The sequence below is a fragment of the Nocardia brasiliensis genome (assembly GCF_042691675.1).
Taxonomy (GTDB): Bacteria; Actinomycetota; Actinomycetes; order Mycobacteriales; family Mycobacteriaceae; genus Nocardia; species Nocardia brasiliensis_D.
In genome coordinates, this window is the sequence record NZ_CP170507.1 from 7,951,624 (window position 1) to 7,978,528 (window position 26,905).

At 68.0% G+C, this 26,905-nt stretch carries 28 protein-coding genes; 14 read left to right on the forward strand and 14 right to left on the reverse strand.

The window, feature by feature from the left end:
• Nucleotide 1: 1 nt before the first annotated feature.
• Nucleotides 2-367, reverse strand: coding sequence for a cupin domain-containing protein (locus tag ACFK0J_RS36590; RefSeq protein WP_378734257.1), 366 nt, complete (start codon nt 365-367; stop codon nt 2-4).
• A 56-nt stretch (nt 368-423) separates the two neighbouring features.
• Between ACFK0J_RS36590 and ACFK0J_RS36595 the strand changes: the two genes are divergently transcribed.
• The 4 genes from ACFK0J_RS36595 to ACFK0J_RS36610 all read left to right on the forward strand — a co-directional run bounded on the left by ACFK0J_RS36595 (nt 424) and on the right by ACFK0J_RS36610 (nt 7,271).
• The gene (locus ACFK0J_RS36595; protein WP_378734258.1) at nt 424-891 is read left to right on the forward strand and encodes a MarR family winged helix-turn-helix transcriptional regulator; all 468 of its coding nucleotides are present in this window, start codon (nt 424-426) and stop codon (nt 889-891) included.
• A gap of 106 nt (nt 892-997) precedes the next feature.
• The gene (locus tag ACFK0J_RS36600; RefSeq protein ID WP_378734259.1) at nt 998-2,137 is read left to right on the forward strand and encodes a glycosyltransferase family 4 protein; all 1,140 of its coding nucleotides are present in this window, start codon (nt 998-1,000) and stop codon (nt 2,135-2,137) included.
• 131 nt (nt 2,138-2,268) lie between these two features.
• Nucleotides 2,269-2,973, forward strand: coding sequence for a demethylmenaquinone methyltransferase (locus ACFK0J_RS36605; protein ID WP_378734260.1), 705 nt, complete (start codon nt 2,269-2,271; stop codon nt 2,971-2,973).
• Nucleotides 2,974-3,083: 110 nt separating this feature from the next.
• The gene (locus ACFK0J_RS36610) at nt 3,084-7,271 is read left to right on the forward strand and encodes a molybdopterin-dependent oxidoreductase (protein ID WP_378734261.1); all 4,188 of its coding nucleotides are present in this window, start codon (nt 3,084-3,086) and stop codon (nt 7,269-7,271) included.
• A 10-nt stretch (nt 7,272-7,281) separates the two neighbouring features.
• On the opposite strand, the gene ACFK0J_RS36615 is transcribed toward ACFK0J_RS36610, so the two are convergent.
• Nucleotides 7,282-8,316 (reverse strand): aldo/keto reductase, encoded by a 1,035-nt coding sequence (locus tag ACFK0J_RS36615; protein ID WP_378734262.1) that lies wholly within the window; start codon nt 8,314-8,316, stop codon nt 7,282-7,284.
• An 82-nt stretch (nt 8,317-8,398) separates the two neighbouring features.
• On the opposite strand from ACFK0J_RS36615, the gene ACFK0J_RS36620 reads away from it, so the two are divergent.
• Nucleotides 8,399-9,019, forward strand: coding sequence for a TetR/AcrR family transcriptional regulator (locus tag ACFK0J_RS36620; RefSeq protein WP_378734263.1), 621 nt, complete (start codon nt 8,399-8,401; stop codon nt 9,017-9,019).
• A 24-nt stretch (nt 9,020-9,043) separates the two neighbouring features.
• Here the strand turns inward: ACFK0J_RS36620 and ACFK0J_RS36625 are convergent, their stop codons facing one another.
• On the reverse strand, nt 9,044-9,622 hold the full coding sequence (locus ACFK0J_RS36625) for a TIGR03086 family metal-binding protein (protein ID WP_378734264.1): 579 nt from the start codon (nt 9,620-9,622) through the stop codon (nt 9,044-9,046).
• 138 nt (nt 9,623-9,760) lie between these two features.
• Here ACFK0J_RS36625 and ACFK0J_RS36630 point away from each other — a divergent pair, with 138 nt between their 5' ends.
• Both ACFK0J_RS36630 and ACFK0J_RS36635 read left to right on the forward strand, forming a co-directional pair.
• The gene (locus tag ACFK0J_RS36630; RefSeq protein WP_218471899.1) at nt 9,761-9,997 is read left to right on the forward strand and encodes a hypothetical protein; all 237 of its coding nucleotides are present in this window, start codon (nt 9,761-9,763) and stop codon (nt 9,995-9,997) included.
• Between the two features lie 123 nt (nt 9,998-10,120).
• A complete protein-coding gene (locus ACFK0J_RS36635; RefSeq protein WP_378734265.1) occupies nt 10,121-10,360 on the forward strand; it encodes a hypothetical protein in 240 nt (79 codons plus the stop codon).
• Between the two features lie 55 nt (nt 10,361-10,415).
• Here the strand turns inward: ACFK0J_RS36635 and menD are convergent, their stop codons facing one another.
• From menD to ACFK0J_RS36650, 3 genes are all read right to left on the reverse strand, one after another.
• Complete coding sequence (gene menD, locus ACFK0J_RS36640; RefSeq protein WP_378734266.1) at nt 10,416-12,059, reverse strand: 2-succinyl-5-enolpyruvyl-6-hydroxy-3-cyclohexene-1-carboxylic-acid synthase; 1,644 nt, start codon at nt 12,057-12,059, stop codon at nt 10,416-10,418.
• A 270-nt stretch (nt 12,060-12,329) separates the two neighbouring features.
• The gene (locus tag ACFK0J_RS36645; RefSeq protein ID WP_218479383.1) at nt 12,330-12,776 is read right to left on the reverse strand and encodes a DUF6918 family protein; all 447 of its coding nucleotides are present in this window, start codon (nt 12,774-12,776) and stop codon (nt 12,330-12,332) included.
• Between the two features lie 85 nt (nt 12,777-12,861).
• Nucleotides 12,862-13,506 (reverse strand): PaaI family thioesterase, encoded by a 645-nt coding sequence (locus ACFK0J_RS36650; RefSeq protein WP_378743274.1) that lies wholly within the window; start codon nt 13,504-13,506, stop codon nt 12,862-12,864.
• A 171-nt stretch (nt 13,507-13,677) separates the two neighbouring features.
• Between ACFK0J_RS36650 and ACFK0J_RS36655 the strand changes: the two genes are divergently transcribed.
• From ACFK0J_RS36655 to menE, 3 genes are all read left to right on the forward strand, one after another.
• Entirely contained in the window at nt 13,678-14,571 is an 894-nt protein-coding gene (locus tag ACFK0J_RS36655; protein ID WP_378734267.1) for a 1,4-dihydroxy-2-naphthoyl-CoA synthase, read from the forward strand.
• A gap of 1 nt (nt 14,572) precedes the next feature.
• A complete protein-coding gene (locus ACFK0J_RS36660; protein ID WP_218471903.1) occupies nt 14,573-14,965 on the forward strand; it encodes a VOC family protein in 393 nt (130 codons plus the stop codon).
• 286 nt (nt 14,966-15,251) lie between these two features.
• Nucleotides 15,252-16,385, forward strand: a complete 1,134-nt coding sequence (gene menE, locus ACFK0J_RS36665; RefSeq protein WP_378743276.1) for an o-succinylbenzoate--CoA ligase — start codon at nt 15,252-15,254, stop codon at nt 16,383-16,385.
• 115 nt (nt 16,386-16,500) lie between these two features.
• Here menE and ACFK0J_RS36670 read toward each other — a convergent pair whose 3' ends face one another.
• Together ACFK0J_RS36670 and ACFK0J_RS36675 are read right to left on the reverse strand one after the other, a co-directional pair.
• Complete coding sequence (locus tag ACFK0J_RS36670; protein WP_378734268.1) at nt 16,501-16,824, reverse strand: hypothetical protein; 324 nt, start codon at nt 16,822-16,824, stop codon at nt 16,501-16,503.
• Nucleotides 16,824-17,051, reverse strand: a complete 228-nt coding sequence (locus ACFK0J_RS36675) for an antitoxin (protein ID WP_378734269.1) — start codon at nt 17,049-17,051, stop codon at nt 16,824-16,826. The genes ACFK0J_RS36670 and ACFK0J_RS36675 overlap by 1 nt, the downstream gene beginning before the upstream one ends.
• Nucleotides 17,052-17,144: 93 nt before the next feature.
• On the opposite strand from ACFK0J_RS36675, the gene ACFK0J_RS36680 reads away from it, so the two are divergent.
• Nucleotides 17,145-18,140 (forward strand): ATP-binding cassette domain-containing protein, encoded by a 996-nt coding sequence (locus ACFK0J_RS36680; protein ID WP_378734270.1) that lies wholly within the window; start codon nt 17,145-17,147, stop codon nt 18,138-18,140.
• The gene (locus ACFK0J_RS36685) at nt 18,137-18,973 is read left to right on the forward strand and encodes an ABC transporter permease (RefSeq protein ID WP_378734271.1); all 837 of its coding nucleotides are present in this window, start codon (nt 18,137-18,139) and stop codon (nt 18,971-18,973) included. The genes ACFK0J_RS36680 and ACFK0J_RS36685 overlap by 4 nt, the downstream gene beginning before the upstream one ends.
• Nucleotides 18,974-19,043: 70 nt before the next feature.
• On the opposite strand, the gene ACFK0J_RS36690 is transcribed toward ACFK0J_RS36685, so the two are convergent.
• Nucleotides 19,044-22,412, reverse strand: coding sequence for a BTAD domain-containing putative transcriptional regulator (locus ACFK0J_RS36690; protein ID WP_378734272.1), 3,369 nt, complete (start codon nt 22,410-22,412; stop codon nt 19,044-19,046).
• Nucleotides 22,413-22,538: 126 nt separating this feature from the next.
• Here ACFK0J_RS36690 and ACFK0J_RS36695 point away from each other — a divergent pair, with 126 nt between their 5' ends.
• Both ACFK0J_RS36695 and ACFK0J_RS36700 read left to right on the forward strand, forming a co-directional pair.
• Nucleotides 22,539-23,006, forward strand: a complete 468-nt coding sequence (locus ACFK0J_RS36695; RefSeq protein WP_378734273.1) for an SRPBCC family protein — start codon at nt 22,539-22,541, stop codon at nt 23,004-23,006.
• 45 nt (nt 23,007-23,051) lie between these two features.
• A complete protein-coding gene (locus ACFK0J_RS36700) occupies nt 23,052-23,921 on the forward strand; it encodes a 1,4-dihydroxy-2-naphthoate polyprenyltransferase (protein ID WP_378734274.1) in 870 nt (289 codons plus the stop codon).
• On the opposite strand, the gene ACFK0J_RS36705 is transcribed toward ACFK0J_RS36700, so the two are convergent.
• The 5 genes from ACFK0J_RS36705 to ACFK0J_RS36725 form a co-directional block, all read right to left on the reverse strand.
• Nucleotides 23,918-24,301 (reverse strand): phage holin family protein, encoded by a 384-nt coding sequence (locus ACFK0J_RS36705; RefSeq protein ID WP_378734275.1) that lies wholly within the window; start codon nt 24,299-24,301, stop codon nt 23,918-23,920. The genes ACFK0J_RS36700 and ACFK0J_RS36705 overlap by 4 nt on opposite strands.
• Nucleotides 24,302-24,442: 141 nt before the next feature.
• The gene (locus ACFK0J_RS36710; RefSeq protein ID WP_378734276.1) at nt 24,443-25,024 is read right to left on the reverse strand and encodes a Clp protease N-terminal domain-containing protein; all 582 of its coding nucleotides are present in this window, start codon (nt 25,022-25,024) and stop codon (nt 24,443-24,445) included.
• Nucleotides 25,024-25,245, reverse strand: coding sequence for a helix-turn-helix domain-containing protein (locus ACFK0J_RS36715; RefSeq protein ID WP_378734277.1), 222 nt, complete (start codon nt 25,243-25,245; stop codon nt 25,024-25,026). Before ACFK0J_RS36715 ends, ACFK0J_RS36710 begins: the two co-directional genes overlap by 1 nt.
• 118 nt (nt 25,246-25,363) lie before the next feature.
• Nucleotides 25,364-26,449, reverse strand: a complete 1,086-nt coding sequence (locus ACFK0J_RS36720; protein WP_378734278.1) for a PLP-dependent cysteine synthase family protein — start codon at nt 26,447-26,449, stop codon at nt 25,364-25,366.
• A complete protein-coding gene (locus tag ACFK0J_RS36725) occupies nt 26,446-26,802 on the reverse strand; it encodes a DUF4229 domain-containing protein (RefSeq protein ID WP_378734279.1) in 357 nt (118 codons plus the stop codon). The genes ACFK0J_RS36720 and ACFK0J_RS36725 overlap by 4 nt, the downstream gene beginning before the upstream one ends.
• Nucleotides 26,803-26,905 lie beyond the last annotated feature (103 nt).

Consider the following 26,905-nt stretch of genomic DNA (forward strand, 5'->3'; position numbering starts at 1 on the left):
GTTACCGAGCCCACGGCGGCGACAGCTTGCTGCCGTCCGGCATGGTGGCCTCGAAGCCCGCGGCGATCGCGATGAACGCCTCGGCCGGTTCGTCGCCGGGATTACCCACCGCGATCGGGCTGCCCGCGGGAACTACGACAACATCCCCGGCCGCCAGAATCTGCCCGCTTACGTCGAGTTTCCCGGCGACGACCATGAAGATCTCGTCGCGATCCAGCACGTGCGGCCCGTCCGGGGTGTGCCGCGGGGCGACGGTGAGCCGCCAGGTACACACCTCCGCCGAGCCGCGGCTCGGCGACGCCATGGCGGTGAATTGGACGCCGGGGACCTCGAAGCGTGGTGCGTCCTCGGCTCTGATGACGAGCATGTGACTCCTAAATAGACAAGCCAGCTTGTTCAAGTTGGCTTGTCTATCATGGCGGTATGACGGCGCCTTCGCAAGACCTGGATTTCGGCATTCTGCTCGGCTTGAGCTATCAGGAGTTCGTGCGTGAGCTCCGAGAAACCCTGGTGGCGGACGGATTCGACGACACCGGGCGCTCCGACGGGTATGTGCTGCGGTCGCTGCTGCGCGGGCCGATGAATATCAGCGAACTGGCCGAACGGCTGGAGATCAGTAAGCAGGGCGCGGCACAGATCGTCGACGACATGCAGCGACGCGGCTACGTCGAACGACGCGACAACCCCGCCGACCGACGAGCCAAGCTGCTGTATCCGACCGCCCGCGGCAATGAATTGGTGCGGGCCGCGAAGAAGTTCCATCGCCGATACGAGCAGCGCCTGATCCGTGCGCACGGCGCCGAGGCGGTGGCGGTGTTGCGCACCCTGCTCGGCGCGATCGCTACCGAGGAGGGCATGGCCGATCCCCGGCTGCACGTCTTCGGCATGTGAATATCCGCAGCTCGCGCTCCTACCGGCCCGAGGAGTTCGCCGGAACTTTCCGTGTCCTTCACGCTTGCGTGGCGACCCGGCGCGGTGCGGCGGTCAACCTGGAAGAGTGCGTGTAGCGATCGTTGCGGAGTCGTTTCTGCCGAATATGAACGGCGTCGTCAACTCCGTGCTGCGGGTGCTCGAGCACCTGGACCGGCACGGGCACGACGCGTTGATCATCGCACCGGACACCCCGCGCGGGCTGCCACCGGCCGCGCGCTGGCACGAGCGGTTCCGGGTGCACCGGGTGCCCGCCGTGATGGTCCCGAAGATCAGTTCGCTGCCGGTGGGCCTGCCGCAGCCGGGCATCGTCTCGGCAATCGACGACTTCGATGCGGACGTGGTGCATCTGGCCTCACCGTTCCTGCTCGGCGCGGGCGGCCTCGGCGCGGCCATGCGACTGGATCTGCCGACGGTGGCGGTGTATCAGACCGACGTCGCCGGATTCGCCAAGAGTTACGGGCTCGCGTTGGCCAGCCGGGCGGCGTGGGCCTGGACCCGGCGCATCCACGAGGGTGCGACCAGGACGCTGGCACCGTCCAGGGCGGCCGCGGAAGACCTGGCGCGGCACGGCATTCCGCGCGTGCACCGGTGGGGACGCGGGGTGGACATCGCCCGGTTCAACCCGGCGGCACGACGCCCGGAATTGCGCGAGTCCTGGCTCGATGGCGACAAGCTGGTCGTCGGCTTCGTCGGACGACTCGCGCCGGAAAAGCACGTCGAACGGCTCGCGGTGCTGGCGAACGATCCGGACATTCAGTTGGTGATCGTCGGCGACGGACCGGAGCGGGACCGGCTCGCGCGGATGATGCCGACCGCCGTCTTCACCGGCGAACTGGGCGGCGACACGTTGGCGCAGGCGTACGCGAGCCTGGATGTGATGGTGCATGCGGGCGAGCACGAAACCTTCTGCCAGGGCGTGCAGGAAGCCCTCGCCGCGGGCGTCCCGGTGATCGGGCCGGACGCGGGCGGCCCGCGCGACCTGATCGCGCACTGTCGCAACGGCTATCTGCTCCCGGTCGACCGCTTCACCGAACTATTGCCGAGTGCCGTTGCGGCACTGCATGATCCAACAGTGCGAGCCCGATTCGCCGGGGCCGCACGCAAATCGGTGCTGCACCGCACCTGGCCCGCGATCTGCACCGAGCTGATGGGCCACTACGCGGACGTGACCGGGACCCGAATGCGGCTACCGCATACCGCTTGACGAGTGCTTCCCGGCCGCGGAACGCGCACGGCCGTAGCCCGGGCTGAAGTGCGCCCGACCCACCATTGGATGTGACCGAGGAATCTCCTACCAGGCTCGGTTCGCCGCGTCCCGCGCGTTATGGTCAGGCGGTGGCGAAAACAGAATCGACTCGGGCCTCCTTGGACAAGCAACCGCATGAGGTCGCGACGATGTTCGACGGTGTCGCACGGCGGTACGACCTGACCAATACGGTGATCTCCGCCGGCCAGGATCGCTACTGGCGCTGGGCGGTGCGCAAGGCACTCGCGCCACGGCCCGGCGAGCGGATCCTGGACCTCGCGGCCGGCACCGGAGTGTCCACCCTCGATCTGGCGAAGTCCGGCGCCTGGTGCCTGGCCGCCGACTTCTCCCAGGGCATGCTCGCCGCGGGCAGGCACCGCAAGGTGCCGATGGTGGCGGCCGACGCGATGGCGCTGCCGTTCGCCGACGATTCGTTCGACGCGGTGACCATTTCCTACGGTCTGCGTAACATCTCCGATCCGGACGCCGCGCTGCGCGAGATGCTGCGGGTCACCAAGCCGGGCGGGCGGCTGGTCGTCGCCGAGTTCTCCACGCCGATCGTGCCGGGGTTCCGCACGATCTACATGGAATACCTGATGAAAGCCCTGCCGAAAGTGGCGCGGGCGGTCAGCAGCAACCCGGACGCGTACGTCTACCTCGCCGAATCCATCCGAGCGTGGCCGAATCAGCGGCAGCTGGCGCTGCGGATCGCGGGTACCGGATGGTCGTCGGTGAAATGGCGCAACCTCACCGGCGGGATCGTCGCGCTGCATCGCGCCTACAAGCTCGGCTGAGCGATATACGTCACACCTCACCAGCGGTTTTTCCCGCTGTGAGGCGGATTGTGACCTGCCGATAACGCGCGGTAAACCCCGCGCAATCGGCGATGGCCATGATCGGGGGCATGTTGGACGCAGGCACGGACGGCGCGAGCGGCACCGCGAGGACCGCGTGCTCGTACTGCGGTGTCGGTTGCGGCATCACGGTGCAGACGCGGCCGGGTGCCGACGGGTCACCGGTGATCGCCAAGGTCAGCGGCGACAAACTGCACCCGGCGAACGCGGGCAGGCTGTGCACCAAGGGCTCGACGCACCTGGAGCTGATGCGGGCGCCCGGCCGGATGGAGACCGCGTACCGACGGCCCGAGCGCGGGCAGGAACCGGTCCCGGTGCCGGTCGACGAGGCCGTGCGGGCGGCGGCGGCCGGACTGCGGGCAATCCTCGACGAGCACGGACCGGACGCGATCGCGTTGTACGTCTCCGGGCAGATGTCGCTCGAGGCGCAATACCTGGCCACCAAGCTGGCCAAGGGCTACCTGCGGACCGTGCACATCGAGGCCAACTCGCGGCTGTGCATGGCGAGCGCCGGAACCGGCTACAAGCAGTCGCTCGGCGCGGACGGCCCGCCCGGCTCCTACGACGACTTCGAGCACGCCGACCTGTTCTTCGTGATCGGCGCGAACATGGCCGACTGCCATCCGATCCTGTACTTGCGGATGGCCGATCGGCTCAAGGCCGGCGCGAAGTTGATCGTCGTCGATCCCCGGCGCACCGACACCGCCGCACGGGCCGACCTGTTCCTGCAGATCGCGCCCGGCACCGACCTGGCACTGCTGAACGGACTGCTGCATCTGCTCGTCGAAAACGGTGATATCGACAAGGAATTCATCGCCGAGCACACCGAGGGCTGGGACGGGATGCCCGAGTTCCTCGGCGACTACCCGCCCGCGCGGGTCGCCGAGCTGACCGGGCTCGCCGAAGCCGATATCCGTACCGCCGCCCAGTGGATCGGCGAGGCGGACGAATGGATGACGCTGTGGACGATGGGACTCAACCAGTCCACCCACGGCACCTGGAACACCAACGCGATCTGCAATCTGCACCTGGCCACCGGCGCCATCAGCCGCCCGGGCAGCGGACCGTTCTCGCTCACCGGACAACCGAATGCGATGGGCGGGCGCGAGATGGGCTACATGGGCCCCGGCCTGCCCGGTCAGCGCAGTGTGCTCTCCTCCGCTGATCGCAGCTTCGTCGAAACCGTGTGGGGGCTCGAGCCCGGCACGCTGCGCAGCGAGGTGGGCCCCGGCACCATCGACATGTTCCGGGAACTGGCCGCGGGACAGATCAAGGCCGCCTGGATCATCTGCACCAATCCCGTTGCCTCCGTGGCCAACCGCAAGACGGTGCTGGACGGCTTGGAGGCCGCCGAGTTGGTGATCGCGCAGGATGCCTACACCGAGACCGCCACCAACGCCTATGCCGACCTGCTGCTGCCCGCCACCCTGTGGGCCGAAGCCGATGCGGTGATGGTGAATTCGGAACGCAATGTCACGTTGTTGCAGCGCTCGGTCGATCCGATCGGTGACGCCCGTCCGGACTGGCTGCTGATCGCCCAGGTCGCCACCGAGATGGGTTTTCCCGGTTTCGAGTTCGCCTCCAGCGCCGAGGTTTTCGCGGAGATCAAGCAGTTCGCCAATCCGGCGACCGGATACGACCTGCGTGGCATGGATTTCGAGCGGCTGCGGGAAGGCCCGATGCAGTGGCCTTGTCCCGACGGTGCGGGACCGCGCAACCCGATCCGCTACCTCAATGACGGGGTCAGCCAGCACCTGTACGTCGACGAGACCGGCCACCAGCCGCGGCTGGCGTTCGCCACGCCCAGTCGTCGTGCGGTGTTCTGGGCGCGCCCGCACCTACCGCCGACCGAAATGCCCGACGACGACTTCCCGTTCGTCCTCAATACCGGTCGGCTGCAGCATCAATGGCACACCATGACCAAGACCGGGAAGATCGACAAGCTGAACAAGCTGAACGGACAGCCGTTCGTCGAGGTACATCCGGCCGACGCCGAACGGCTCGGGGTGCGGCCCGGCGACCAACTCGAAATCGCTTCGCGCCGCGGACGGGCCGTGCTGCCGGTGCAGATCAGCGACCGGGTGCGGCCGGGTGATTGCTTCGCGCCGTTCCACTGGAACGACGAGCACGGCGAGTATCTGACGATCAACGCGGTCACCAACGACGCCGTCGATCCGGCCTCGCTGCAACCGGAATTCAAAGCGTGCGCGGTCTCGCTGCGTCGAGTGGCCGTGCCCGCGACGGGCACGCCGGAATCGCCCGCCGTGCCGACGCCCTCGATGGCCGCCGCGCATCCGTTGGCAGGCGCGTTCGGGCTGGACGCGGCCACCACACCGACGCTCACCGAGACGGAGCGCATCTACCTCAGCGGGTATCTCGCGGCGCTGCAAGCGGTTCCGGTGACCGGGCAACCCGTACTGCCCGCCGCCGCGCCGGTGTCGTCGCAGAGCAGGCTCTGGATCGATGGAGTACTCGCGGGCATGTACTCCCGCGCGAACACGCCGGACGCGACACCCGCTCACCCGGTGACCGTGCTGTGGGCGTCGCAGACCGGGACCGCGGAAGAACTCGCCGCGACGGTTGCCGCCCGGCTGACCGAATGCGGTTTCGCCCCACAGCTGCTCGACATGGACTCGTGCGCGCTGAACGGACTGACCGGTGACGTGCTGGTGATCACCAGCACCTTCGGCGACGGCGGGCCGCCGGACAACGGCACCGACTTCTGGAACCAGTTGGACGGCAGCGCGGTTCGACTCACCGGCGTGCGCTACGCGGTGTTCGCGCTCGGCGACTCCTCCTACGACGACTTCTGCGGGCACGGCCGCAAACTGGATGAGCGGCTCGCCGAATACGGTGCGGCGCGGTTGCTGCCGCGGGTCGACAGTGAACCGGATTTTCTGGAACTCGCCGAAGGCTGGCTCGACTCGGTGCTCGCCGTGCTCGGCGAAACGGGCGGCGACGAAGCACCCGACGATGGTGCGGGTACCCCGCGTAATGGTCCGTCCCCGGGCCTGCCGACCCGTACCCGGAGCGCGACCATGACGGCGGTACTCCCCCGCGCCACCGCGCCCGCTCCGGGGCGTACCCGTCGGGACATCGCGCCGTTCACCCGTCAGGCACCCGTGCCCGCTCCACTGGTACGCAACGAACCGCTCACCCTCGACGGTTCGTCGAAGGAGGTGCGGCAGTTCGGTTTCGACCTGCGCGGGCTGGACGCCGACTACGAGGTCGGCGATTCACTCGGGGTCTGGCCGACCAATGACGCGGCGCTGGTGAACGAATGGCTCACCACCACGGGTCTGGACGGCCGCCGGATCATCGAGGTGGACGATCGGGAACTGTCGCTGGCCGAGGCGCTGCGCACACACTACGACATCAGCAAGGTGAGCAATGACCTGCTCGCCTTTGTCGCGGAACGCAATTCGAACACCAGGCTGGCGAAGCTGCTGCGGCGGGACAACCGCAACGAACTCGACAACTACTTGTGGGACCGCCAGGCCGTCGACGTGCTGCGCGACTTCCCGGTGCGTGCCGATCTGGTCGACTGGCTCGGCACGCTGAAAAAGCTGCAGCCGCGCCAGTATTCGATCTCGTCGAGCCCGCTGGTCAGTCCCGACGAGGTGCAACTGACCGTCGGCATCGTGCGCTACGGCGATCCGGCCGCCACCGGGTCGGCGGCCCGGCGCGGCGGGGTGTGCTCGACCTTCCTCGCCGACCGGGCAGGCGGCGACCCCGCCGCCGTACCGATCTTCCTGCAGCGGGCCCCACACTTCCGACCGCCCGCCGACCCGACCGCACCGATGATCATGGTCGGTCCCGGCACCGGCATCGCCCCGTTCCGCGGGTTCCTCCAGGAACGCAGGGAACTCGGCTGCACCGGCCGCAACTGGCTGTTCTTCGGTGAGCAGCACGCGGCGAAGAACTTCTACTACCGGGCGGAACTGGAAGACATGTTCCGCTCCGGCTTCCTCACCCGCCTCGATCTGGCGTTCTCCCGCGACCAGCGGGAGCGGATCTATGTGCAGCACCGCATGATCGAACACGGCGCCGAGCTGTGGTCCTGGCTCTCCGACGGCGCCCACCTCTACGTCTGCGGTGACGCGACCCGGATGGCCAAGGACGTCGACGACGCGCTGCTGCGCATCGCCCGCGTCCACGGCAACCTGGACGAAGCGGGTGCCCAAGCGTTCCGCAAACAACTCGTCGCGCAGAAACGCTACGTTCGCGACGTCTACTGAGCTCGTTCGGTCAGACCGCGGGCGGGTTCAGGCGGGTGAAGTCGGGCAGGCGGTAGTACGGGTAGTAGGGGTAGGGCGGGGTGGTGGCGCTGGCCTTGTCCAGCCGGGCGATCTGGTCGGGGGTGAGTTCCCAGCCGATGGCGCCGAGGTTCTGGCGTAGTTGGTCCTCGTTGCGCGCGCCGACGATGACGGTGGCGACGGTGGGTCGGCGCAGCAGCCAGTTGAGGGCGATCTGGGGGACGGTTTTGCCGGTTTCGGCGGCCAGCTCGTCCAGGACGTCGACCACGTCGTAGAGCTTTTCGTCGTCGACCGGCGGACCGGCCGCCGCGGTCTGGTGCAGTCGGCTACCTTCCGGAAGGGGTTGGCCGCGACGAATTTTGCCGGTCAGCCTGCCCCAGCCGAGCGGGCTCCAGACGACCGCGCCGACGCCCTGGTCCTGGCCGAGCGGCATGAGCTCCCACTCGTAGTCGCGGCCGACCAGCGAGTAGTAGACCTGGTGCGCGACGTACCGAGTCAGTCCGTGCTTGTCGGCCGCGGCAAGGGATTTCATCAGTTGCCAACCGGCGAAGTTGGAGGCTCCGAGGTAGCGGATCTTGCCCGCGCGCACCAGATCATCCAGCGCGGCAACAACTTCCTCGACCGGGGTGCCCGCGTCGAAGGCGTGCAGCTGGAACAGGTCGATGTAGTCGGTGCCGAGCCTGCGCAGCGAGGCCTCCACCGCGCCGATCAGCCTGGCCCGTCCGGAACCGGCCTGCGTCGGGCTCGGACCGGTGGGCAACGACGCCTTGGTCGAGATGAGCAGCTGATCGCGCCTGCCCTTGATCGCGGCACCCAGCACCTCCTCCGAGGCGCCGTCGGAGTAGACATCCGCGGTATCGAACATGGTGACGCCCGCCGCCAGGCTGATGTCGACCAATCGCCGTGCCTGCTGGGCGTCGGTGTCACCCCAGGCGCTGAAGAGCTCGCCGCGGCCACCGAAGGTGCCCGCGCCGAAGCTCAGGGCCGGGACATGCAGACCGGACGCGCCCAAACGACGGTACTCCATTGCGACTCCTAAAGGGTCTATAGTTCCGTTAACACCTCGAACCATACACCGGTTCGGCATTAAATGAAACTGGAGTTCCATTATGACTGGAGACGAGGCCGCTCCCGGCTCCGTTCGCCCCGGCGGACGCACGGCCCGGGTCCGCGAGGCCGTCCTGCGCGTCGCCGGTGATCTACTCGCCGAGCGCGGCTTCGCCCACCTGGATCTCGCGGAGATCGCGGCCGCCGCCGAGGTCGGCAAGACCACCGTCTACCGGCGCTGGCGCAACCCGACCGGACTGGTCACCGACCTCCTGGCCGAGATGGCCGAACAGTCCCTGCCGCGCGCCGACACCGGCTCACTGCTCGGCGACCTCACCGCCAACGCTCGCCTGGTCGCCGCAACGCTGGCAGATCCCCGCCAGGGCAAGCTCTTTCAGGCCGTCATCGCCGCCGCCAGCTGTGACGAAGCAGCCGCCACCGCCCTGCGCCGCTTCTACGATGTCCGCCTCACCGAATGGTCACCCTGCGTCGAGCAGGCCGTCGAACGCGGCGAGGCCCCGGCGGACACCGATGCTCGCGCCGTGCTGTCGGCAGTGTCCGCCCCGCTCTACTACCGCTTGCTGGCCAGCGGGGACCCGATCGACGACGATGCCGCGACCACCGCCGCCAAAGCGGCCGTGAACGCGGTCACCGCAGGCACATTCGTCAAATCCGAGCGCTGACCCGATCGGACCGCTTAGTGGCGGCTATCCCGCCCAAGACGCGCTGCGGCCGGTCAGGGCGAGCACGCGATCGAGGGCAGACGCCTCGGCAGGCACGGGGAGGACCGGGCCGAAGAGACCGGGGGTTCCTTCGGGCGGGGTCTCGCGCAGCATGTCGAGTAGGACGGCGAGGTCCGCCGCGGTCGCGGTGAAGGGCTGGCCGGTGGCCTGGGCCAGATCCCAGCCGTGCACGACAAGTTCGTCGAGCGCGATCATCGCCATCACCGGGGCCTGCTCGGTGACGCCGCCCGCTTCGGTCTCGCCGTCCCAGGCGCCCGGCTCCCGCCACGCACCCACGAGTGCCTTCAGCTGGGCGGGGATGCGGGTGCGCCAATCACCGGGCAACGCGCTCTCCGCCCCCACGGCGGGCGCGACCGACCCGCCGACGGCTTCCTTGGTCGCGGCCTGGCGAAACGCCTCGGTCAGGTCGACGACGTGGGCGAGCAGATCCCGCACGGTGGTGTCGGCACACGGCGTGGCCGCGCCGAGCTGATCATCGGTGATGCGGCCGACGATGGTCTCGAGTGCGGTGGCGGCGGGTTCGAAATCGAATTCCGGATTCATCAGGTCTCCTGGGCAGGGTTGGGCGGCTCCAGTTGTGCAGACGATGCGGCGGTGCGGGATTCATCGGTGGCCGCCCGCGCGGTGCACCGCGACCAAGTCGTGACCGCGAAAAGCCCTGGAAAAGAGGAGAATTGGTAGATGAAGGGTGATCGTGTGGAGATCGTTGTCGACTTCGGCGACGGGTCACGAAGCTATGAAGTGGTCGCGACGCGTGCGGGGCGGCGAGTCGAGGTGCGCATCGCGCGCGGCGTTGTGGAAGTCAGCGAGGTGACGCGGACCGGGACACCGGTGCGGACCGCGCGATTCATGGCGGGCCGCACGCTGGCGCTGGTCGAATATCCCGCCAACGGAACGGGGCCGCTCGCCGGTGAGTAGGCGTGGCCGAAGGGTTGCCCGCGAGCCGGACCTGGCGCATTCTCGACAGTGTTGTCCGCCTTGATTGTGGCGTGCCACGACCGGGTATGCCTCGATCCAGGACAACCCGGAGAGGAGCGCACGATGACAGATCGCAGCACGTCCCGCCCCATAGATGAGGTGCCGGAGGCCGACCTTGTCGAGCAGTCCGTCCCGGCGTATCCGAACGACCCCACCTACCCGGATGACACGCCCGATCGCGACGGTGCCATCGACCAAGAAATAGCCGAGAACGTCGACCGGGACGTCTGGAGCGCCGATACGGCCGACGTGATCGAACAGGCCATCCCCGTCCCCCTCGACGACGAACCGGATCCCGCCTGACCGCAGTCTCGGACCACACGCTCTCGAGCGGTACGGATCCCGAAAGGCAGCCCGCTCAGGGGCCGATCTTGGCGCGCACCGTGGCATGCAGCTCCCGCAGGCTGGAGCGCTCGGTGGCGACCTCGAGCACCCGGGTGCCGTGCGCGTTCCCAGCCAGCTCGACGGCCAGCTGCTCGGGATCGACCTGCCGGTGCGGGATACGGTAGGCGGCGCACAACGCGGCAAGATCCATCCCGTGCGGTGTGCCGAAAACCCGCTCGAAGACGCCCGCGTACTGCGGGTCCCCCTGCTCGAGCAGTTCGAAGATGCCGCCGCCGTCGTCGTTGGCCACCACGATGGTCAGGTCGGTGGGACGCGGTTCACCGGGACCGATCAACAGGCCCGCCGCGTCGTGCAGGAAGGTCAGGTCGCCGATCAGCGCGATGGTGCGGCCCTCGTGCGTCAGCGCGGCGCCGACGGCGGTCGACACCGTGCCGTCGATGCCCGCCACACCACGATTGGACAGCACCTTGATGCCGGGGCGCGGATGCGAGACCAGCGCGGCGTCCCGCACGGGATTGGAAGCGCCGAGCAGTAATTGGTCGCCGTCGCGCAACGCGTTCATCACCACCGCGGCCACATGCAGGCCGGTCGGCTTCGGATGCCGGTCGAGTTCGGCGCGCACCACCTGGCTCGCCTTGTCGTTGAGTTCGCGACAGTACGCCAGCCACTCCGGCCGGGGCGCACCGGTGGTGACCGCGCGCGTTCCGGTGCCGAGCACATTGCCGGAGACATCGGGCCAGCGCGGGCCGGTGGTGAGCGCGTAGACCCGAACAGCCGGATCGGCAAGAACTTTGGACACCTGACGGTGCAGGGTCGGCCGCCCGGTGATGATGGCCTGGCGTGGCTTCAGCAGCGGCAGCGCCAGCGGATGCAGGGCGGGGCCGTGCATCGGGGCGGTGGGTTCCGCGACGGTGGGCAACTCCGCCAATTCCGGGCGCAGGCCCGCGCCGTGCCCGGAGATGACCACCGTGTCGGGGGTGAGATCGAGATCGAGCGGCACATCCAGCGTCGCGTACTGGGTCTGCGTCCATGCTTGGTCGCCGTCGCGTCCGGCGGGCGCGGTCTCCCCGGGCGCCAGATCGGGCACCAGCGGCTCGCGCAGCGGGATGTCGAAGTGCACCGGGCCCGCGTTACCCGAGCGGGTGCCACGGGCCGCGGCGAGCACCCGGCAGACGGCCGAGCGCCACTGGCTGTTCTGATGCCCGTACGGCACACAGTCGGCGGTCGCGACCTCCACCTCGGCGAGCCCGAGGCTGATGGTGGCGCGCACCTGGCTACCGAACAGGCCGAGTTGCTCCACGGTCTGGTTCGCACCCGAACCGAGCATTTCGTACGGCCGGTTGGCGCTGAGCACGACCAGCGGTATGCGCGCGTAATTGGCCTCCAGCACGGCAGGCCCGAGATTGGCGACCGCGGTCCCCGAGGTCATCACGACAGGTACCGGGCGACGGCTGGCCACCGACAAACCGATGGCGAGAAAGCCCGCGGTGCGCTCGTCGATGCGCATGTGCAGCCGCAACCGGCCTGCCGCGTCGGCGGCCTGCAGCGCGAAGGCCAGCGGCGCGTTCCGCGAGCCTGGGCACAGGACGACATCTCGCACACCCCCGCGCGCGAGTTCGTCCACCACGACCTGCGCTTGTGCTGTAGACGGGTTCACGACTCCAGCCTCTCAGACAGTGGCCGTCCCGTCTCCGTCGCCCTGCTCACAGTATTTTTGGCCGCGTGGCCGCGGCGTGTTCGCGGCCCCTGAATGTCAGCATCGCGTAGCGATTCGATGAGGGGCGGTGGCCGGGCGACGGGTGGGCCGCGAACGGGGAATGCTCGGTCTCGCTTCGCTCGAAACCGGCGGTTTTGCCAAGGGTTCGGCATCGCACATCGAAGGCCAGTGCATACCTGCCTTCGATGTGCGACATCACCGGGTACTAATTCAGTTGGCGTGCTTCTGGATAAGGTCGCCGACGCGCGGCAGCGCCTCGATGACGTTCTTCTTCGCCGACGAACGCATCGACGAATAGACCTTTTTCAGCGCCGGCCGGGTGGACGCCTCGGCGCGGGCGTCGGTCACCGAGAGCAGTGCCTCGGCGACCTCATCGGACTTGGCGACCAGCAGATCGCCGAACTTACCCGACCCGGAAGCGACGTATTCCTGCCAGAACGGGTCCAGCTGCGCAACAAGTTTGGGCGCCAACGACTCCAGCGCATCAGGCACGATCGACGGGCTGATCTTCTTGACCGCCGCGTAGCCACCCTTCACAGCCAGGCCGGACGCACCACCCTTGTCCGAGACCTCGGCATCAAGAACCTCGACGGCATCGGCAAGGAAAGCCGGGCGCTTGGCGTCGTCGAGCAGGGATTCAGACAGTGCTGCAACCACTTTCAGGTCCTCCGGAATAGGTTTCGATGAACGAGCAGCCGCAACTATACGCATCACGCCCAAACCGGTCGCGGTACTCACCGTCCTAAGGCTGCCACGGCAGCAACTGCACCATCAGTCCTTCACAATCTGCGAGCACATTGCCCTGCTCATCGAGCAATTCGGCGGTGATGAAGGTCTTGCGTCCCTCGATGCGATCGACCCGGCCGCGCACGGTCAACGGCGTCTCCAGCGGAGTGATCTTGCGGTAGTTCACATGCAGATACGCGGTGCGACTGATCGGCCGGCCGGCGTAGTGCACGATCATGCCGAGCAGATCGTCGAACAGCAGCGGCAGCACGCCACCGTGCGCCGCGCCGTTGCCGCCGAGATGGAAACGGCGGAACTCGCCGGTCATCCGGATGCCATCCGGGCCCGCTTCGATCACCCGCCAGGGCAACAGCAGAAGGCTTCCGCGCCCTGGCAACTCGACGGCGCGGCCCGCCGGGCCCTGGAGTTCCGGCGCGCGGTAGGGCTCGAGCATCGCGATGAGTTGTTCAGCTTGCGCGAGTGCGTCGCCGTAGATCTCATCGGGCGCGTCCACGGAAACGGCGAGATCCTGCAATGTCCGCATCGCCTCGACGAACGGGCCGAAGTTGCGCCCGATCTCGGCACGGGACACCTTCGGAAATCCCCCGTGCTTCTCGTACCGGGACTCGTCCACCGCGCTGCGGTCGATAACCGGTTTCACTCGCTCTGGCCCTCCCGCCACCCGGCCGCCACCCCTCATCGAATCGCTGCGCGATGCTCTATCCATACCTGCACGGTAATGCCTTCTTTTACACCGTCAAGTCGCTCGGTGATCGCACCCCGGGTAAGTCGGGGCACGGCCCATCCGGACCCGAGAGCAATAATCACAGGCGTGACGTTCAATCCGAAGTTGTGGCGGCCCGTCCCAGGGTTCGAGAATCTGACCGACATCACCTACCACCGGCACATCGAACAGGGCACGGTCCGTGTCGCTTTCGACCGCCCCGAGGTGCGCAATGCGTTTCGCCCGCATACGGTCGACGAACTTTATCGGGCGTTGGATCACGCGCGGATGACCCCGGATGTCGGCGCGGTATTGCTCACCGGCAACGGCCCGAGCCCGAAGGACGGCGGCTGGGCCTTCTGCTCCGGCGGCGACCAGCGCATCCGCGGCCGCAACGGCTACCAGTACGCCAGCGGCGAGACCGCGGACACCGTCGACCAGGCGCGCGCGGGCCGGCTGCACATCCTCGAGGTACAGCGACTGATCCGCTTCATGCCCAAGGTGGTCATCGCGCTGGTGAACGGCTGGGCCGCGGGCGGCGGACACAGCCTGCACGCGGTCTGCGACCTCACCCTGGCCAGCCGCGAGCACGCCCGGTTCAAGCAGACCGACGCCGACGTGGGCAGCTTCGACGGCGGCTACGGCAGCGCCTATCTGGCGAAGATGGTCGGTCAGAAGTTCGCCCGCGAGATCTTCTTCCTCGGCCGCCCGTACACCGCCGAGGAGATGCACCAGATGGGCGCGGTGAACAAGGTCGTCGACCATGCCGAGCTGGAAGACGTCGCGCTGGACTGGACTGCCGACATCAACGGCAAATCCCCACAGGCGCAACGCATGCTGAAGTACGCGTTCAACCTGCTCGACGACGGACTGGTCGGCCAGCAGCTGTTCGCGGGCGAGGCGACGCGAATGGCCTACATGACCGATGAGGCCGTCGAGGGCCGCGACGCGTTCCTGGAGAAGCGCAAGCCGGACTGGACGCCGTACCCCTGGTACTTCTGACGTGGACATCCTCAGCAGCCGAATCATTCTGCGACCCGCCGACTACGCGCGGACGCTCGGTTTCTATCGCGACGGGCTCGGGCTGGCCATCGCGCGGGAGTACCCGGGCGGCACGGTCCTCTTCGCCGGGCAATCGCTGATCGAGGTGGCCGCGCACGGCGGGTCGGGCGGATCGTCGTCGTTCGAGGGCGCCATCTGGTTGCAGGTGCGCGACGCCTCGGACGCGGCGGCCGAGCTCGCGATCAAGGGGATCGCCATCGAACGGCCACCGGTTCAGGAGCCGTGGGGACTGATCGAAATGTGGGTGCGCGACCCGGACGGAGTGCCGGTCGTGCTCGTCGAGGTGCCGAAGGATCATCCGATCCGCAGGGATTCACGCTGGTCAGCGGACTGACGGCGGGCTCGGAACGCCACCGGATCGGCGAACCGAGTTGCCAAGGCCTGTCCCGGCGAGGACGATAACGCTCGGATGGCCCCCGACCGCCGATGTCCGGCCCGGCCACCATGCGTAACCCGTCCTACGAGTGAATCGCAGTCTCGATGCCTGGCGTACCTGAGCCCCATTTCCTGGGGGTGGCCGCACATGTCTCGCGCCGCCCCGGCAAACCGACCACCCGTTCCGCGTTCGGCGACGCGGCCATGACACGATCCATAACGTGAGGACGCTCCGTACGTTGCCGATGCCCACCGGTTCCGGTGCGGGCGAGGTACTTCCCCATCTGCGAGAAGCGTTGGAGGGCACGGGGCCCGCGTGGCTGCCGATCCCGACCAGCGACCGACGCGAGGCCAGACGCCTCAGCGACGCCCTGGCTCCTGGCGAGACGATCGATGACGAGGTCGCCCTGGTGGTGACCACCTCGGGCACCACCGGCGTGCCCAAGGGCGCCATGCTCAGTGCGGCCGCCCTGCGGGCCAGCGGCACCGCGACGCACGACCGGCTCGGCGGACCGGGCAGCTGGCTGCTCGCCCTGCCCACCCACCACATCGCCGGTATTCAGGTGCTACTGCGCAGCATCCTGGCGGGCACCCAGCCCACCATCCTCGACGTCTCGGGTGGGTTCCTGCCCGAGGCGCTGGCGGGTGCGGTCGCGAGCATGCGCGGCGAGCGCCGCTACACCGCGCTGGTGCCGACGCAGCTGATCAAGGCGTTGGACGCGCCGGTCGCCGCGAAGGCGCTGGCCGAGTTGGACGGCGTGCTCGTCGGCGGCGCGGCCACTCCGGCACCGGTCTATGAGCGCGCGAAAGCGGCCGGTATCAAGGTTGTTCGCACCTACGGTATGAGCGAAACCTGCGGCGGGTGCGTGTACGACGGCATTCCGCTGGACGGCACGAAGGTACGCATCGAGGACGGCCGGGTGCTGCTCGGCGGCGCGATGATCGCCTCGGGCTACCGCGGCATGCCCGATCATCCCGCCTTCGCCGAGCCCGGTTGGTTCCGCACCGAGGACGCGGGCAGCTTCGACAACGGCAGGTTGAGCGTCAGCGGCCGACTCGACGAGGCGATCATGACCGGCGGTCTACTGGTGATTCCGCAGGTCGTCGAGGCCGTGCTGATGAACCACCCGGCCATCCGCGAATGCGTGGTGCTCGGCCTGCCGGACGACCGCCTGGGTCAGCGGGTCGCGGTCGTCGTCGTACCCGCCCCCGGAGCGGTGCCGACGCTCGACGAACTTCGCGAATACGTTGTGGCCGAACTGGATTCCATCGCCGCGCCCCGCGAACTCGCCGTGGTGGACCACATTCCGCTACGCGGCCCGGGCAAGCCCGACCGCGCCGAGCTGCGCGCCCACCTGCTCGCCGAGTCGAGCCGCTGACACCGGTCCGGTCAGCCCGCGAACGGGTCGCGGACCGAGATGGCCGGGTATTTCCGGAAGTCGCGGTCGCGGGTATAGATCGTCGATACGCCGTGTTCGAGCATCAGCGCGACGATCACCGCGTCGGGCACCTCATTGCCACGCCCCCACCGACCTGGTGGTAGCAGCGCCAAAAGTTCTCGCCCTCCGCGACGACCCGGATCGACGGCGATGCCAGCACCGCGTCGACGGCCCGCTGCGCCACCGCGACAGGTAGTGGCGACGAGCAGATCGACGGATGGGTGACGATCCGCAGATAGCTCTGCAGCACCGGCCAGAACAAGGTGGTCAATTCCGGCCCGCGCAGTAGTTCTCGCACGAGTGCGGCAGCCTGCTGATGGACCGGCGATCCGGCGTCCGAGGCGTAGATCAGGATGTTGGCGTCGACGGTGCGTGACATCAGCCATCCGCGTCCAGGGCCGCGTACAGCGCGTGCTTGTCCTCGATATCGACCCGCAGCCCGAGGTTCGCACTCGGCCAAGCGATATCGGCGACCACGTGCTCTTCCCTGGCGAGCTCACGGGCGAGCAGTTCGGAAACCAATTGCCCCAATGTCTTCCCCTCCCGTTTGGACCGACGCCGAAGCTGTTCCAAGACGACTGCGTCGATGTCTATCGTCGTACGCATGCATCTGATGCTACACGCTGACGCATCTGATGCATGAGCCCGCGCCATCCGCACGCAAGGGCGATGCAAGACGGCGGCCGCAAAGTCTTGACCATGACTTCTTTCGCACCCACTGCAGCACTCGCCGTCGAGGCGGACGGCTTGGTCAAGGTCTTCGGGGAACAGCGGGCAGTCGACGGGGTGAGCCTGGCGGTACCGCAAGGCTCGGTGTACGGCGTGCTCGGGCCGAACGGCGCGGGCAAGACCACGACCATCAAGATGCTGGCCACGCTGCTTCGCCTGGATGGCGGTAGTGCTCGCATCTTCGGCCACGATGTGGTCACCAAACCGACCGCCGTACGGTCGCTGGTCGGCGTCACCGGGCAGTACGCCTCGGTCGACGAGGGCCTGTCCGCCACCGAAAATCTGATCCTGTTCTCCCGCTTGCTCGGCTTCAGCCACGCCGACGCCCGCCGTAAGTCGGTCGAACTGCTCGAAGAGTTCGATCTGCTCGAAGCCGCGACCAAGCCGCTCGAGAACTTCTCCGGCGGTATGCGGCGCAGGCTCGACCTGGCCGCCAGCCTGATCGCGACGCCGCCGCTGCTGTTCCTCGACGAGCCGACCACCGGTCTCGACCCGCGCACCCGCGCCCAGATGTGGGAGACCATCCGCAGACTGGTCCGCGACGGCACCACGGTGCTGCTCACCACGCAGTACCTCGACGAAGCCGATCAGCTGGCCGACCGCATCGCGGTGATCGACCACGGCCGGGTGATCGCCGACGGCACCGCCGACGAACTCAAGGCCTCGGTCGGCGGCTCCTCGGTGCACCTGACCCTGGCCGACCGGGCTCAGCTCGATGAGGCGCGGCGCATCGTGAGCGATTTCCTCGGCACCGACGCCCAGATCACCCCGGAAGCCGGTCGGCTCACCGCGCCACTGCGGGACGCCGGGATGACCGCGGATCTGCTGATTCGACTGCGCGAGTGGGCGATCGCGGTGGACGAGATCACCGTCAGCAAGCCGAGTCTGGACGAGGTCTTCCTCACCATCACCGGCCATCCGGCCGAAGACAACACCGACAACGATTCCGAACGGAGCGCCGCATGACCACCCTCACCGCCCCCACTCCGGCGCGGCACGCCGCACCGGCCGAGATCCCAGATGTCAGCAACCACATCAGCTTGCGCCGAGCCGTGTCGACCTCGTTGACCATGGCCCATCGCGGGCTGCTGAAGCTCGAGCACAACCCCGAGCAGCTCTTCGATGTGACGGTCCAGCCGATTTTGTTCACCGCGTTGTTCGCCTTCATCTTCGGCGGCGCGATGAAGGGCAGCGTGCACGACTACCTGCCCATTCTCATCCCCGGCATCCTGGTGCAGACGGTGATCCTGAGTTCGGTGGTCACCGGAACGCAGTTGCGCGAGGACATGGACAAGGGCGTCTTCGACCGGTTCAAATCCCTTCCCATCGCGCGTATTTCGGCGCTGGCCGGCGCGCTGATCGCCGATATGGTGCGGTACGTCATCGCCACGGTCCTCACGGTGATCGTCGGACTCGGTATCGGCTACCGGCCCGGCGGCGGATTGGCGGGTGTGGTGGTCGCCGGACTGGTGATCATCGTCTGCTCGTTCGCGATCAGCTGGATCTGGGCGCTCATCGGCGTGACGGGCAAGAGTGCCGCGGGCGTGCAAGGCATGTCGATGATGATCATGTTCCCGCTGACCTTCATGTCGGGTGCGTTGGCACCGGTGAGCACCATGCCGGGTTGGCTACAGGGCGTCAACCACGCAAACCCGGTCTACTACATGGTGAATGCGTGCCAGCAGCTGATGAACGGCAACGTCTACGGCAGCGACTTGGCCTACTCGCTGATCGGCTCGCTGATCGTGATCGCCGTTTTCGCCCCATTGGCGCTGCGTGCGTACATGCGTCGCGCGTGAGATCCGAAACCAGATGAGGCACAACGGAACGCCGGACGGCCCGGGCCGTCCGGCGTTCCGGCCGGTCAGCTCAGCGCGCCTCTCGCAGCAGCCGCATGATCCGGTCGGCGGAATCCCGCCGGCGCAATCGGTTCGCCGCGGTCCTGGCCGCCGCCACCTGGTCCGCGCCGAGCACCTGACCGACCAGATCGGCGTGCCGCGACCAACGCATCGACGGAAAGTCCTGGCGGCAGAAGACATTGGGCGCCAATGCGACCAGCTCCAGGCCACGCACCGGATCCTGTTCGGTGACAACCAGATACGAGCCGACTGTGCAGGCGATCGCACCGATCTGGGGCAGATCTCGATGCTGCGCCAACATCGGCGCCGCGCCATCGACGATTCGATCGACGAGCTCGCCCGCCGTATCCGCCGCGCCGTACAGCACCCGGGCGGCCACCACCGACGCGCCGAGCATCAGAATCCCGGGTCCTGAATTCACTTCGATCCCCGGCCAGCCGGACAATTCCAATGCCCGCTGGTAGCGGGCGAAGCCACCCTCGATATCGCCCTCGGCGAGCGCCACCTCGGCGGCGCTGTGCAGCACCGTGGCGAGCAACTGGTTGTGCCCGTCGATCGGGCCGTCGATCTCCGCCGAACCGAGCGCCAGGTCCAATTCGTGCCTGGCCTGTTCCAGCTCGCCGTTGCCGACCAGCGCCGCGACCAACATGGCGCGGGTCTCGACGGTGTCCTCGTACGCGCCCAAGGCCTGCAGCAGGCCGAGCGAACGACGGTAGTACTCGAGCGCTTTCGGGTACTCGGCGATCTGGCCGTGTACCTGGCCCAGGTGCCTGCACACCATCGCCGCAGTCCAGACATTGTCCTGCCCGAAGGTGTCCAGCGCGCGGACCGCGTCCACCATCGAGCCACGCAGGTCACCGAGGTTCTCCCGCAGGTTCGCGCGCAAAAGTAGTGCGCTGGCATGGGTTTCGGGGTCGTCGGATCGGACTGCGTGTGCGATCAACCGGGACAGGCCACGGCCGTCGGGCCGGGTCAGCACGAGCCCGGCGATAAAACGATTGTTCTCGGTGATATCGGCCCGGCTGCGCAGCAATCGGCGCACCCGTGACCGCACTCGCGCGAGGTCACGCACGGCGCCATTGCTATAGGCCAGGTGCATGAACATCGTCTGATAGCTCATCAGCGCCAGGTCGGGGGCGGGCGCGTCCGGCCCGGTAAGGGGCGGGTGGAGTTCGGCGACCCGCGGCGCCCAGCCGACCACCTCCATGTGCGAACCGCGCAGCACCCAGAGCATGGAGACCACCGGGAACACGGTGTACGCGGTCAGCGCGTCCCGGCGATCGAGCGCATAACGCAGTGCCGCAAGCAGATTGTCGAGCTCCGTGCCCACCGACAGCGCCAGCTCCATCTGGTCGCCGGTGAAGTAGCGTTGTGCGGCATCGGTGGCATAGTCCTTGGCCCACGCCATCATTCGCTCGATCACCAGGTCCGCCTCGGCCGGGTTGCGGGACAGCTGTTCTTCGCCGTATTCCCGCACCGTTTCCAGCATCCGGTACCGGGTGCCGAGGACCTCGTCATCGAGCAGGGTGAGCAGCGATTGGTTCACCAGTCCGTCGACGGCCGTGGCCACGTCGTCGATCTCGGGTCCGCTCGCGACCTGCTCGGCGGCCGACAGCGTGAAACCCGCTGGGAAACGGCATAGTCGGCGCAACGCCCGCTGCTGGGAGTCGTCCAGCAGGTTCCAGCTCCAATCGATCACCGCGTGCAAGGTGCGGTGGCGTTCCGGCGAACTGCGATCACCGTGCCGCAGCAGCGCGAACCGATCCGTCAGCCGCAGGTTGATCTCCTCGACGCTCATCACCCGCGCCCGCGCGGCGGCCAGTTCGATGGCCAGGGGCAGACCGTCCAGGGTGCGGCACAGCTGGGCGACGATCTCGGGATCGAGCCGGACACCGGGACGCACCGCCCTGGCGCGCGCCGCGAACAACTCGGTCGCGGGCGAGCCGGCCGGATCAATGGTCAACGGCGGCAACGGATACACGGTTTCGGCGGTGATCATCAGCGGGGCCCGGCTGGTGGTCAGCACGGTCAGCCGATCCGCTACCCCGATCAGGTCGGCGACCACCACGGCGACGGCGTCGATCAGGTGCTCACAGTTGTCGAGGATCAGCAGCATCGGACGGGCCGCCACGGCTTCGCGCAGGCGTTGGCGCATGTCGACGCGGTTACGCAACGGCGTGGTGCCGTACCCGACGTCGCTCAGGCCGAGCGCCGCACTGATCGCGGCCTCGATCTCGATCCTGGCTTCGGCACCGTCGGCCCGGACCGACGCCAGCTCGACCAGCACCACCCGCCGGGTGGTGGACACCCTGGTGCCGAGTTCGTTGGCGATGCGGGTCTTTCCGGAACCGCCGGGGCCGAGCACGGTGGTTACCCGGGATACCTGCAGCAATCGGTCGAGCTCGGCCAAATCGTCCTCGCGGCCGAGCAATACGTTGGGCGCCGCCCGCAGGCCGATCGCCGTGGGCACGGTGAACTCCGGGGCGGTGTCGGGTGCCGCGGCGCCACCGTTGCTCGAAAGCGTTGCCGCGCCGAGCGTCTGCGGAGCCGCTGCGGGCCCGACTCCGGGCGCGGCAAAGGTGTTGCCGCCCAATGTGTTGCGACCTGAGTTGTTGCGGCCCAACGTTTCGCCACGCAGGATCGCCGTATTCAACTCGACCAGCGCCGGTCCGGGATCCGCGCCGAGGCGCTCGGCGAGGAGTTCCCGAAAGGCCGCGAACGAGGTCAGCGCCTCATTGGGGCGGCCCGCGGCGGCGAGCAGTCGCATCAGCGCGAGCTGAGCGGGTTCGTCCAGCGGATCGGCATCGGCCCGGTGCCGTGCGACCCGCAGCGCCCCCTCGATATCGCCGTTCGACTCGCGCGCCGCCTGCTCGAGCGCGTCCAATTCGGCCAGGCGGCTCGACGCCGCCGCACGCAGCGCATCGGCGACCTCGCCGGGCGGTAGATCGGCACCGGGCTCGCCGCGCCACAACGCGCGGGCGTGCGCAATGGTGTCGAGACAGGCCGCATGGTCACCGGCAGCATCGTATTCATGAGCCCGGTGCACCAGTTCGGCGGCGAGCGACAGGTCGACTCGGTCGGCACGCAACGTCAAGCGGTAACCGGCCGGGCCGATCTCCAGCGCACCGTCCGGCAACAGGGAACGCAGCCGGGACACCTGGGTGTGCAGCGCGTTCATCGGCGCACGCGGCGGCTGCTCGCCCCACACGTCGTCGATCAGCGACTGCGCACTGCGACTACGGCCGGGGCGCATCGCCAAGGCGGCGAGCAGCAAGCGGGAGCGGGTCCCCGGCAGCGCGGCCAGCGCGCCGTCTCGGCGCAGCGCGATCTCGCCCAGCAGGGCAACCTCGACCGGTTCGCCTGCGGGCGTTCGCGACACTTGACCGCGCCCATTCGGGGCGCTCTGATCCGACAACATTCCGCGGTCATCGTATGCGAGCGGCCGGGACCGGGCCGACCTGGCTTTTCGCCCCATTTCCGGTGGTCGGTCGCCTACGCTGTCCGCATGGCTGAGTTCGAAGTGGTCCGGCAGGCCGTGATCTCGGCCGAGCCGTCGCGGATTCACGGGTTGATCGACGACTTGCACGAGTGGACCAAGTGGTCACCGTGGGAGGACATTGATCCACAGTTGCAGCGCACCTACTCGGGACCGGACTCCGGGGTCGGCGCCGAGTACGCCTGGAACGGCGACCGGAAGGTCGGCAGCGGAAACATGGCGATCGTCACCAGCGCCGACCGCGAGATCGGCATCCGGCTGACCTTCGAGAAGCCGTGGAAGGCCACCAACCAGGTGCTGTTCGAGCTGAATCCGACCGAATCCGGCGCCACCCAGGTGGTCTGGCGGATGACCGGTGAGCAGCGGGGATTGATGCGCGTGCTCTCGAAGGTGATCCCGATGGATCGGATGATCGGCAAGGACTTCGAGAAAGGTTTGGCCCGGCTGAAAGCCGTCGCCGAGGCGGGCACGGACTGAGCGGCCCGGACAGCCCGAAACAACCACGCCGATTAAGCTGCGGGGATGGCTACTGCAGCGCAATGGATCGAGGGCGCGCGTCCACGCACCCTGCCGAACGCAATCGCCCCCGTGCTGGCCGGAACCGGCGCCGCCGCCTCGCTCGACGGCGCGTTGTGGTGGAAAGCCGTTCTCGCGCTGCTGGTTTCGCTGGCCCTGATCGTCGGCGTCAACTTCGCCAATGACTACTCCGACGGCATTCGCGGCACCGACGACGTGCGGGTCGGCCCGGTGCGGCTGGTCGGGCAGCAGCTGGCCTCGCCCGCCGCCGTGAAGAATGCCGCCATCGCCAGCCTCGTCCTCGCCGCGATCATCGGGCTGATCCTGGCCGCGACCACGGCCTGGTGGTTGCTGCTCGTCGGCGCGGCCTGCCTGGCCGGCGCCTGGTTCTACACCGGCGGCAGCAAGCCCTACGGCTACAGCGGATTCGGTGAGGTCGCGGTCTTCGTGTTCTTCGGCCTGGTCGGCGTGCTCGGCACCCAGTTCGTCCAGGCCGAGCGAATCGACTGGGTCGGTGCGCTGCTCGCGGTCTCGGTCGGCGCGTTCTCCAGCGCGGTGCTGGTCGCGAACAACCTGCGCGACATCCCGACCGACACCCAGTCCGGAAAGGTCACCCTCGCAGTCAAACTCGGCGATCCGCGCACCCGCACCCTGCATCTGGCGCTGCTCGCCGTGCCGTTCCTCGCCACGCTGGCCCTGGTCGCCCGCACCCCGTGGGCGCTGGTCGGCCTGCTCGCGATCCCGCTGGCCGTGCGCGCCAACGCGCCGGTCCGCGCCGGCAAGGGCGGCCTGGAACTCATTCCCGCACTGCGCGACTCCGGCCTCGCCCTGCTGGTCTGGTCGGCCCTGACCGCGCTGGCCGTCGGCTTCGCCTAGTCGTTGTCGGGCACCAGGATGCCGAGGATCCAGTTCACGATCGAGACGATCAGGCCGCCGATCACCGCGGCCCAGAAGCCGTCGACGCGCAGGCCGTAGTCGGTGGTCTCGGTGATTTTCGCGGTCAGCCACAGCATGAGCGCGTTGATCACCAGCAGGAACAGCCCGAGCGTGACGATCACCAGCGGCAGCGACAGCAGCTTGACGATCGGTTTGACCAGTGCGTTCACCACCGTGAACACCACGGCGACGGCGAGCAGCACGAGGATCTTGCCGCCGTTGCCGTTCTCCGCCGGACTGATGATGTCGATCTTGTCGACCCAGGCGGCGGCCAGCCAGATGGCCACGGCGTTGATGATCAACCGAATCAGAAGCTGCATGCGCTCATGCTAAAGCGAGTGCCTCGCCTACGCTCGGCCCGACGCGGCTGACGACGGACTTCGGCGGGCTGCGCCCGCTATGCGAGTGGGTGGACCGGTGTCGACTCGAAACGCGAATCGCGCCGACACCTGTCCACCACCTCAGGCAGCGCGGTCGAGCAGGGCGAGCACCTTGGACCGGATGTCCTGGATCGAATCCGAGCCGCCGAGCAGGCGCTCGGTGGTCTGATTGGGTGCGCGCAGGATGCCGAGCAGCACGTGCGCGGATTCGATGGTCTTGTCCTTGCGGACCAGTGCTTCCCGCAGGGACAGCTCGAGCACCTTCTTGGCGTCCTTGGTGAACGGGATATGCCCGAGATTGCCGCCGCGGCCCCAGCCGAACAGCCCGCGCGGCTCCGGCGGTACCGCGCGGTCGAGTGCGTCCGCGCCGAAGTTGGCCTCCAGGGATTCCCGCACGGCATCGAGATCGATGCCGATCGAACGCAGCGCTGCGGCGTCCTCCTCCCCCAGCGGTTCGAACTTGCCGCGCGCGGCCAGCGCACTCATCACCCCGTCGTGGGTGAGACCCGCGTCGGCCAGTAGTGCCTGCAGTTCCGGCTCGCTCTGCGACAACAGGCCGAGCAGCACATGCTCCACCTCGATGCTGGGCGACCGCAATGCTCGCGCGTCTTCCTGAGCCGTCACGACGGCCGTTTTCGCCGATCTGGTGAACCGTTCGAACATCAGCGGTCCCCGCCTTTCCGATTGTGCTTCTGGTGGGCTGCCTGCTTGCTGACCTCGAGCGCCTCGGCGATCGCCTGCCAGGACCAGCCCTGGGCACGAGCATTGGCCACCTGGATCGCCTCGAGACGTTCGAGCAGCCGCCGCAGTGCGAGCACCGCGCGCAGCCCGACCTCAGGGTCGGGACTGCCCGCGGCGGCCGCCAGAGTGGTTGCTTCAGTCATGCTGTCAATTTTGATTGACGCGATGGGCGATGTCAATCAAAATTGACGAGCGTTCGCTGTCGGAGAAATGCGACGGCACCGCGCCACCCGGCGCGGTGCCGATTGTCGTCGAGCGGGTTCAGCCCGCCCAGATGCCGGTGGCGGCGAACTTGTCCAGGATCGCGGTCGGTTCGGCCAGACTCATGCCCTGCGATTCGACCCATGCGTCGTCGAAATACGTTCCGGCATAACGGTCTCCGCCGTCACACAGCAGAGTGACCACGCTGCCGCCGCGGCCTGCCGCGAGCATTTCGGAGATAATGGCGAACACGCCCCACAGATTGGTGCCGGTGGAGCCGCCCACCCGGCGGCCGAGCACCCGGCTGGCGTAGCGCGCCGCCGCGATCGAGCCCGCGTCGGGCACCTCGAGCATCCGGTCGACCACTTCGCCGACGAACGAGGGCTCCACCCGCGGCCTGCCGATGCCCTCGATGCGCGAGGACATCCCGGTCTCATAGCCGGCGTCGCCCGTCTCGTAGCCACCATAGAAGGCCGAGTTCTCCGGATCGACCACGGCCAATCGCGTTGCGTGCCTGCGGTATCGGATGTAGCGGCCGATGGTGGCGCTGGTGCCGCCGGTACCCGCACCGACCACGATCCAGTCCGGCACCGGGTGCGACTCCAAAGCCATTTGCTGGTAAATGGATTCGGCGATGTTGTTGTTGCCGCGCCAGTCGGTGGCGCGCTCGGCATGGGTGAACTGGTCCATATAGTGGCCGCCGCATTCAGCGGCGAGACGGGCCGCCTCGGTGTACATGTCCGGCGGACGCTGTACGAAATGGCAACGGCCACCTTGCGCTTCGATCAACGCGATCTTCTGCGGCGACGTGCTCGCGGGCATCACCGCGACGAAATCCAGGCCCAGCAGCTTCGCGAAATACGCCTCGCTGACCGCCGTCGAACCGGACGAAGCCTCCACCACCGTGGTGCCCTCGGTGACCCAGCCGTTGCAAATCGCGTACAGGAAAAGGGATCTGGCCAGCCGGTGCTTGAGACTGCCGGTGATATGGGTGGATTCGTCCTTCAGATACAGCTGGACATTCCACGCGGCAGGCAGCGGGTACCGCAGCAGGTGGGTGTCGGCACTGCGCTGCGCGTCGGCGTCGATGAGCCGCACCGCGTTGTCCACCCAGTCGCGCGGCGAGCTGCGATCACAGGACTTCACGAGGACGTCCCCTGGTTGTCCTCCGGCGTCTCGCCGCGCAGCCGGGCCCGCAACTGGGCCTTGTCGCGGCGGCGGCGCTCGTCGACCACCGCGATGTCCTCGTTGACCCGCGTGCGCAATCGCTTGAACAGCGTCAGCGACAGCGGCATCGCGATGATCAGCGCGAACAGCGCGGCGACCACCAGCGGGATATCCACCGAGACCAGCCGGGCGACCAGCACGATCAGCACGGTGATCACCACGACCAGGGCCAGCCTGGCCAGGGTGTACAGCGCCAGATCGCGGGCGAGCCGACGACCCGCGCCAGCGGTTTGCTGTCCTGGAACACCATCTGGTGGAGTTGCGTCACTCACGTCGCTCAGCCTATGCGAAGCTGTTGCCCGCCCTCGGCTCGCGCCTGTCGCCGAGGTCGCGAGCGTATCCGTTTTGTCTATTACTTCCCCTTTACCAACAGTA

Bases quoted from the DNA above. Each gene is read 5' to 3' on its own strand.
- ACFK0J_RS36590 (WP_378734257.1), bottom strand. From the start codon at position 367: ATGCTCGTCATCAGAGCCGAGGACGCACCACGCTTCGAGGTCCCCGGC.
- ACFK0J_RS36595 (WP_378734258.1), top strand. From the start codon at position 424: ATGACGGCGCCTTCGCAAGACCTGGATTTCGGCATTCTGCTCGGCTTG.
- ACFK0J_RS36610 (WP_378734261.1), top strand. From the start codon at position 3,084: ATGTTGGACGCAGGCACGGACGGCGCGAGCGGCACCGCGAGGACCGCG.
- ACFK0J_RS36615 (WP_378734262.1), bottom strand. From the start codon at position 8,316: ATGGAGTACCGTCGTTTGGGCGCGTCCGGTCTGCATGTCCCGGCCCTG.
- ACFK0J_RS36620 (WP_378734263.1), top strand. From the start codon at position 8,399: ATGACTGGAGACGAGGCCGCTCCCGGCTCCGTTCGCCCCGGCGGACGC.
- ACFK0J_RS36625 (WP_378734264.1), bottom strand. From the start codon at position 9,622: ATGAATCCGGAATTCGATTTCGAACCCGCCGCCACCGCACTCGAGACC.
- ACFK0J_RS36630 (WP_218471899.1), top strand. From the start codon at position 9,761: ATGAAGGGTGATCGTGTGGAGATCGTTGTCGACTTCGGCGACGGGTCA.
- ACFK0J_RS36635 (WP_378734265.1), top strand. From the start codon at position 10,121: ATGACAGATCGCAGCACGTCCCGCCCCATAGATGAGGTGCCGGAGGCC.
- menE (WP_378743276.1), top strand. From the start codon at position 15,252: ATGCCCACCGGTTCCGGTGCGGGCGAGGTACTTCCCCATCTGCGAGAA.
- ACFK0J_RS36670 (WP_378734268.1), bottom strand. From the start codon at position 16,824: ATGTCACGCACCGTCGACGCCAACATCCTGATCTACGCCTCGGACGCC.
- ACFK0J_RS36675 (WP_378734269.1), bottom strand. From the start codon at position 17,051: ATGCGTACGACGATAGACATCGACGCAGTCGTCTTGGAACAGCTTCGG.
- ACFK0J_RS36680 (WP_378734270.1), top strand. From the start codon at position 17,145: ATGACTTCTTTCGCACCCACTGCAGCACTCGCCGTCGAGGCGGACGGC.
- ACFK0J_RS36685 (WP_378734271.1), top strand. From the start codon at position 18,137: ATGACCACCCTCACCGCCCCCACTCCGGCGCGGCACGCCGCACCGGCC.
- ACFK0J_RS36695 (WP_378734273.1), top strand. From the start codon at position 22,539: ATGGCTGAGTTCGAAGTGGTCCGGCAGGCCGTGATCTCGGCCGAGCCG.
- ACFK0J_RS36700 (WP_378734274.1), top strand. From the start codon at position 23,052: ATGGCTACTGCAGCGCAATGGATCGAGGGCGCGCGTCCACGCACCCTG.
- ACFK0J_RS36705 (WP_378734275.1), bottom strand. From the start codon at position 24,301: ATGCAGCTTCTGATTCGGTTGATCATCAACGCCGTGGCCATCTGGCTG.
- ACFK0J_RS36710 (WP_378734276.1), bottom strand. From the start codon at position 25,024: ATGTTCGAACGGTTCACCAGATCGGCGAAAACGGCCGTCGTGACGGCT.
- ACFK0J_RS36715 (WP_378734277.1), bottom strand. From the start codon at position 25,245: ATGACTGAAGCAACCACTCTGGCGGCCGCCGCGGGCAGTCCCGACCCT.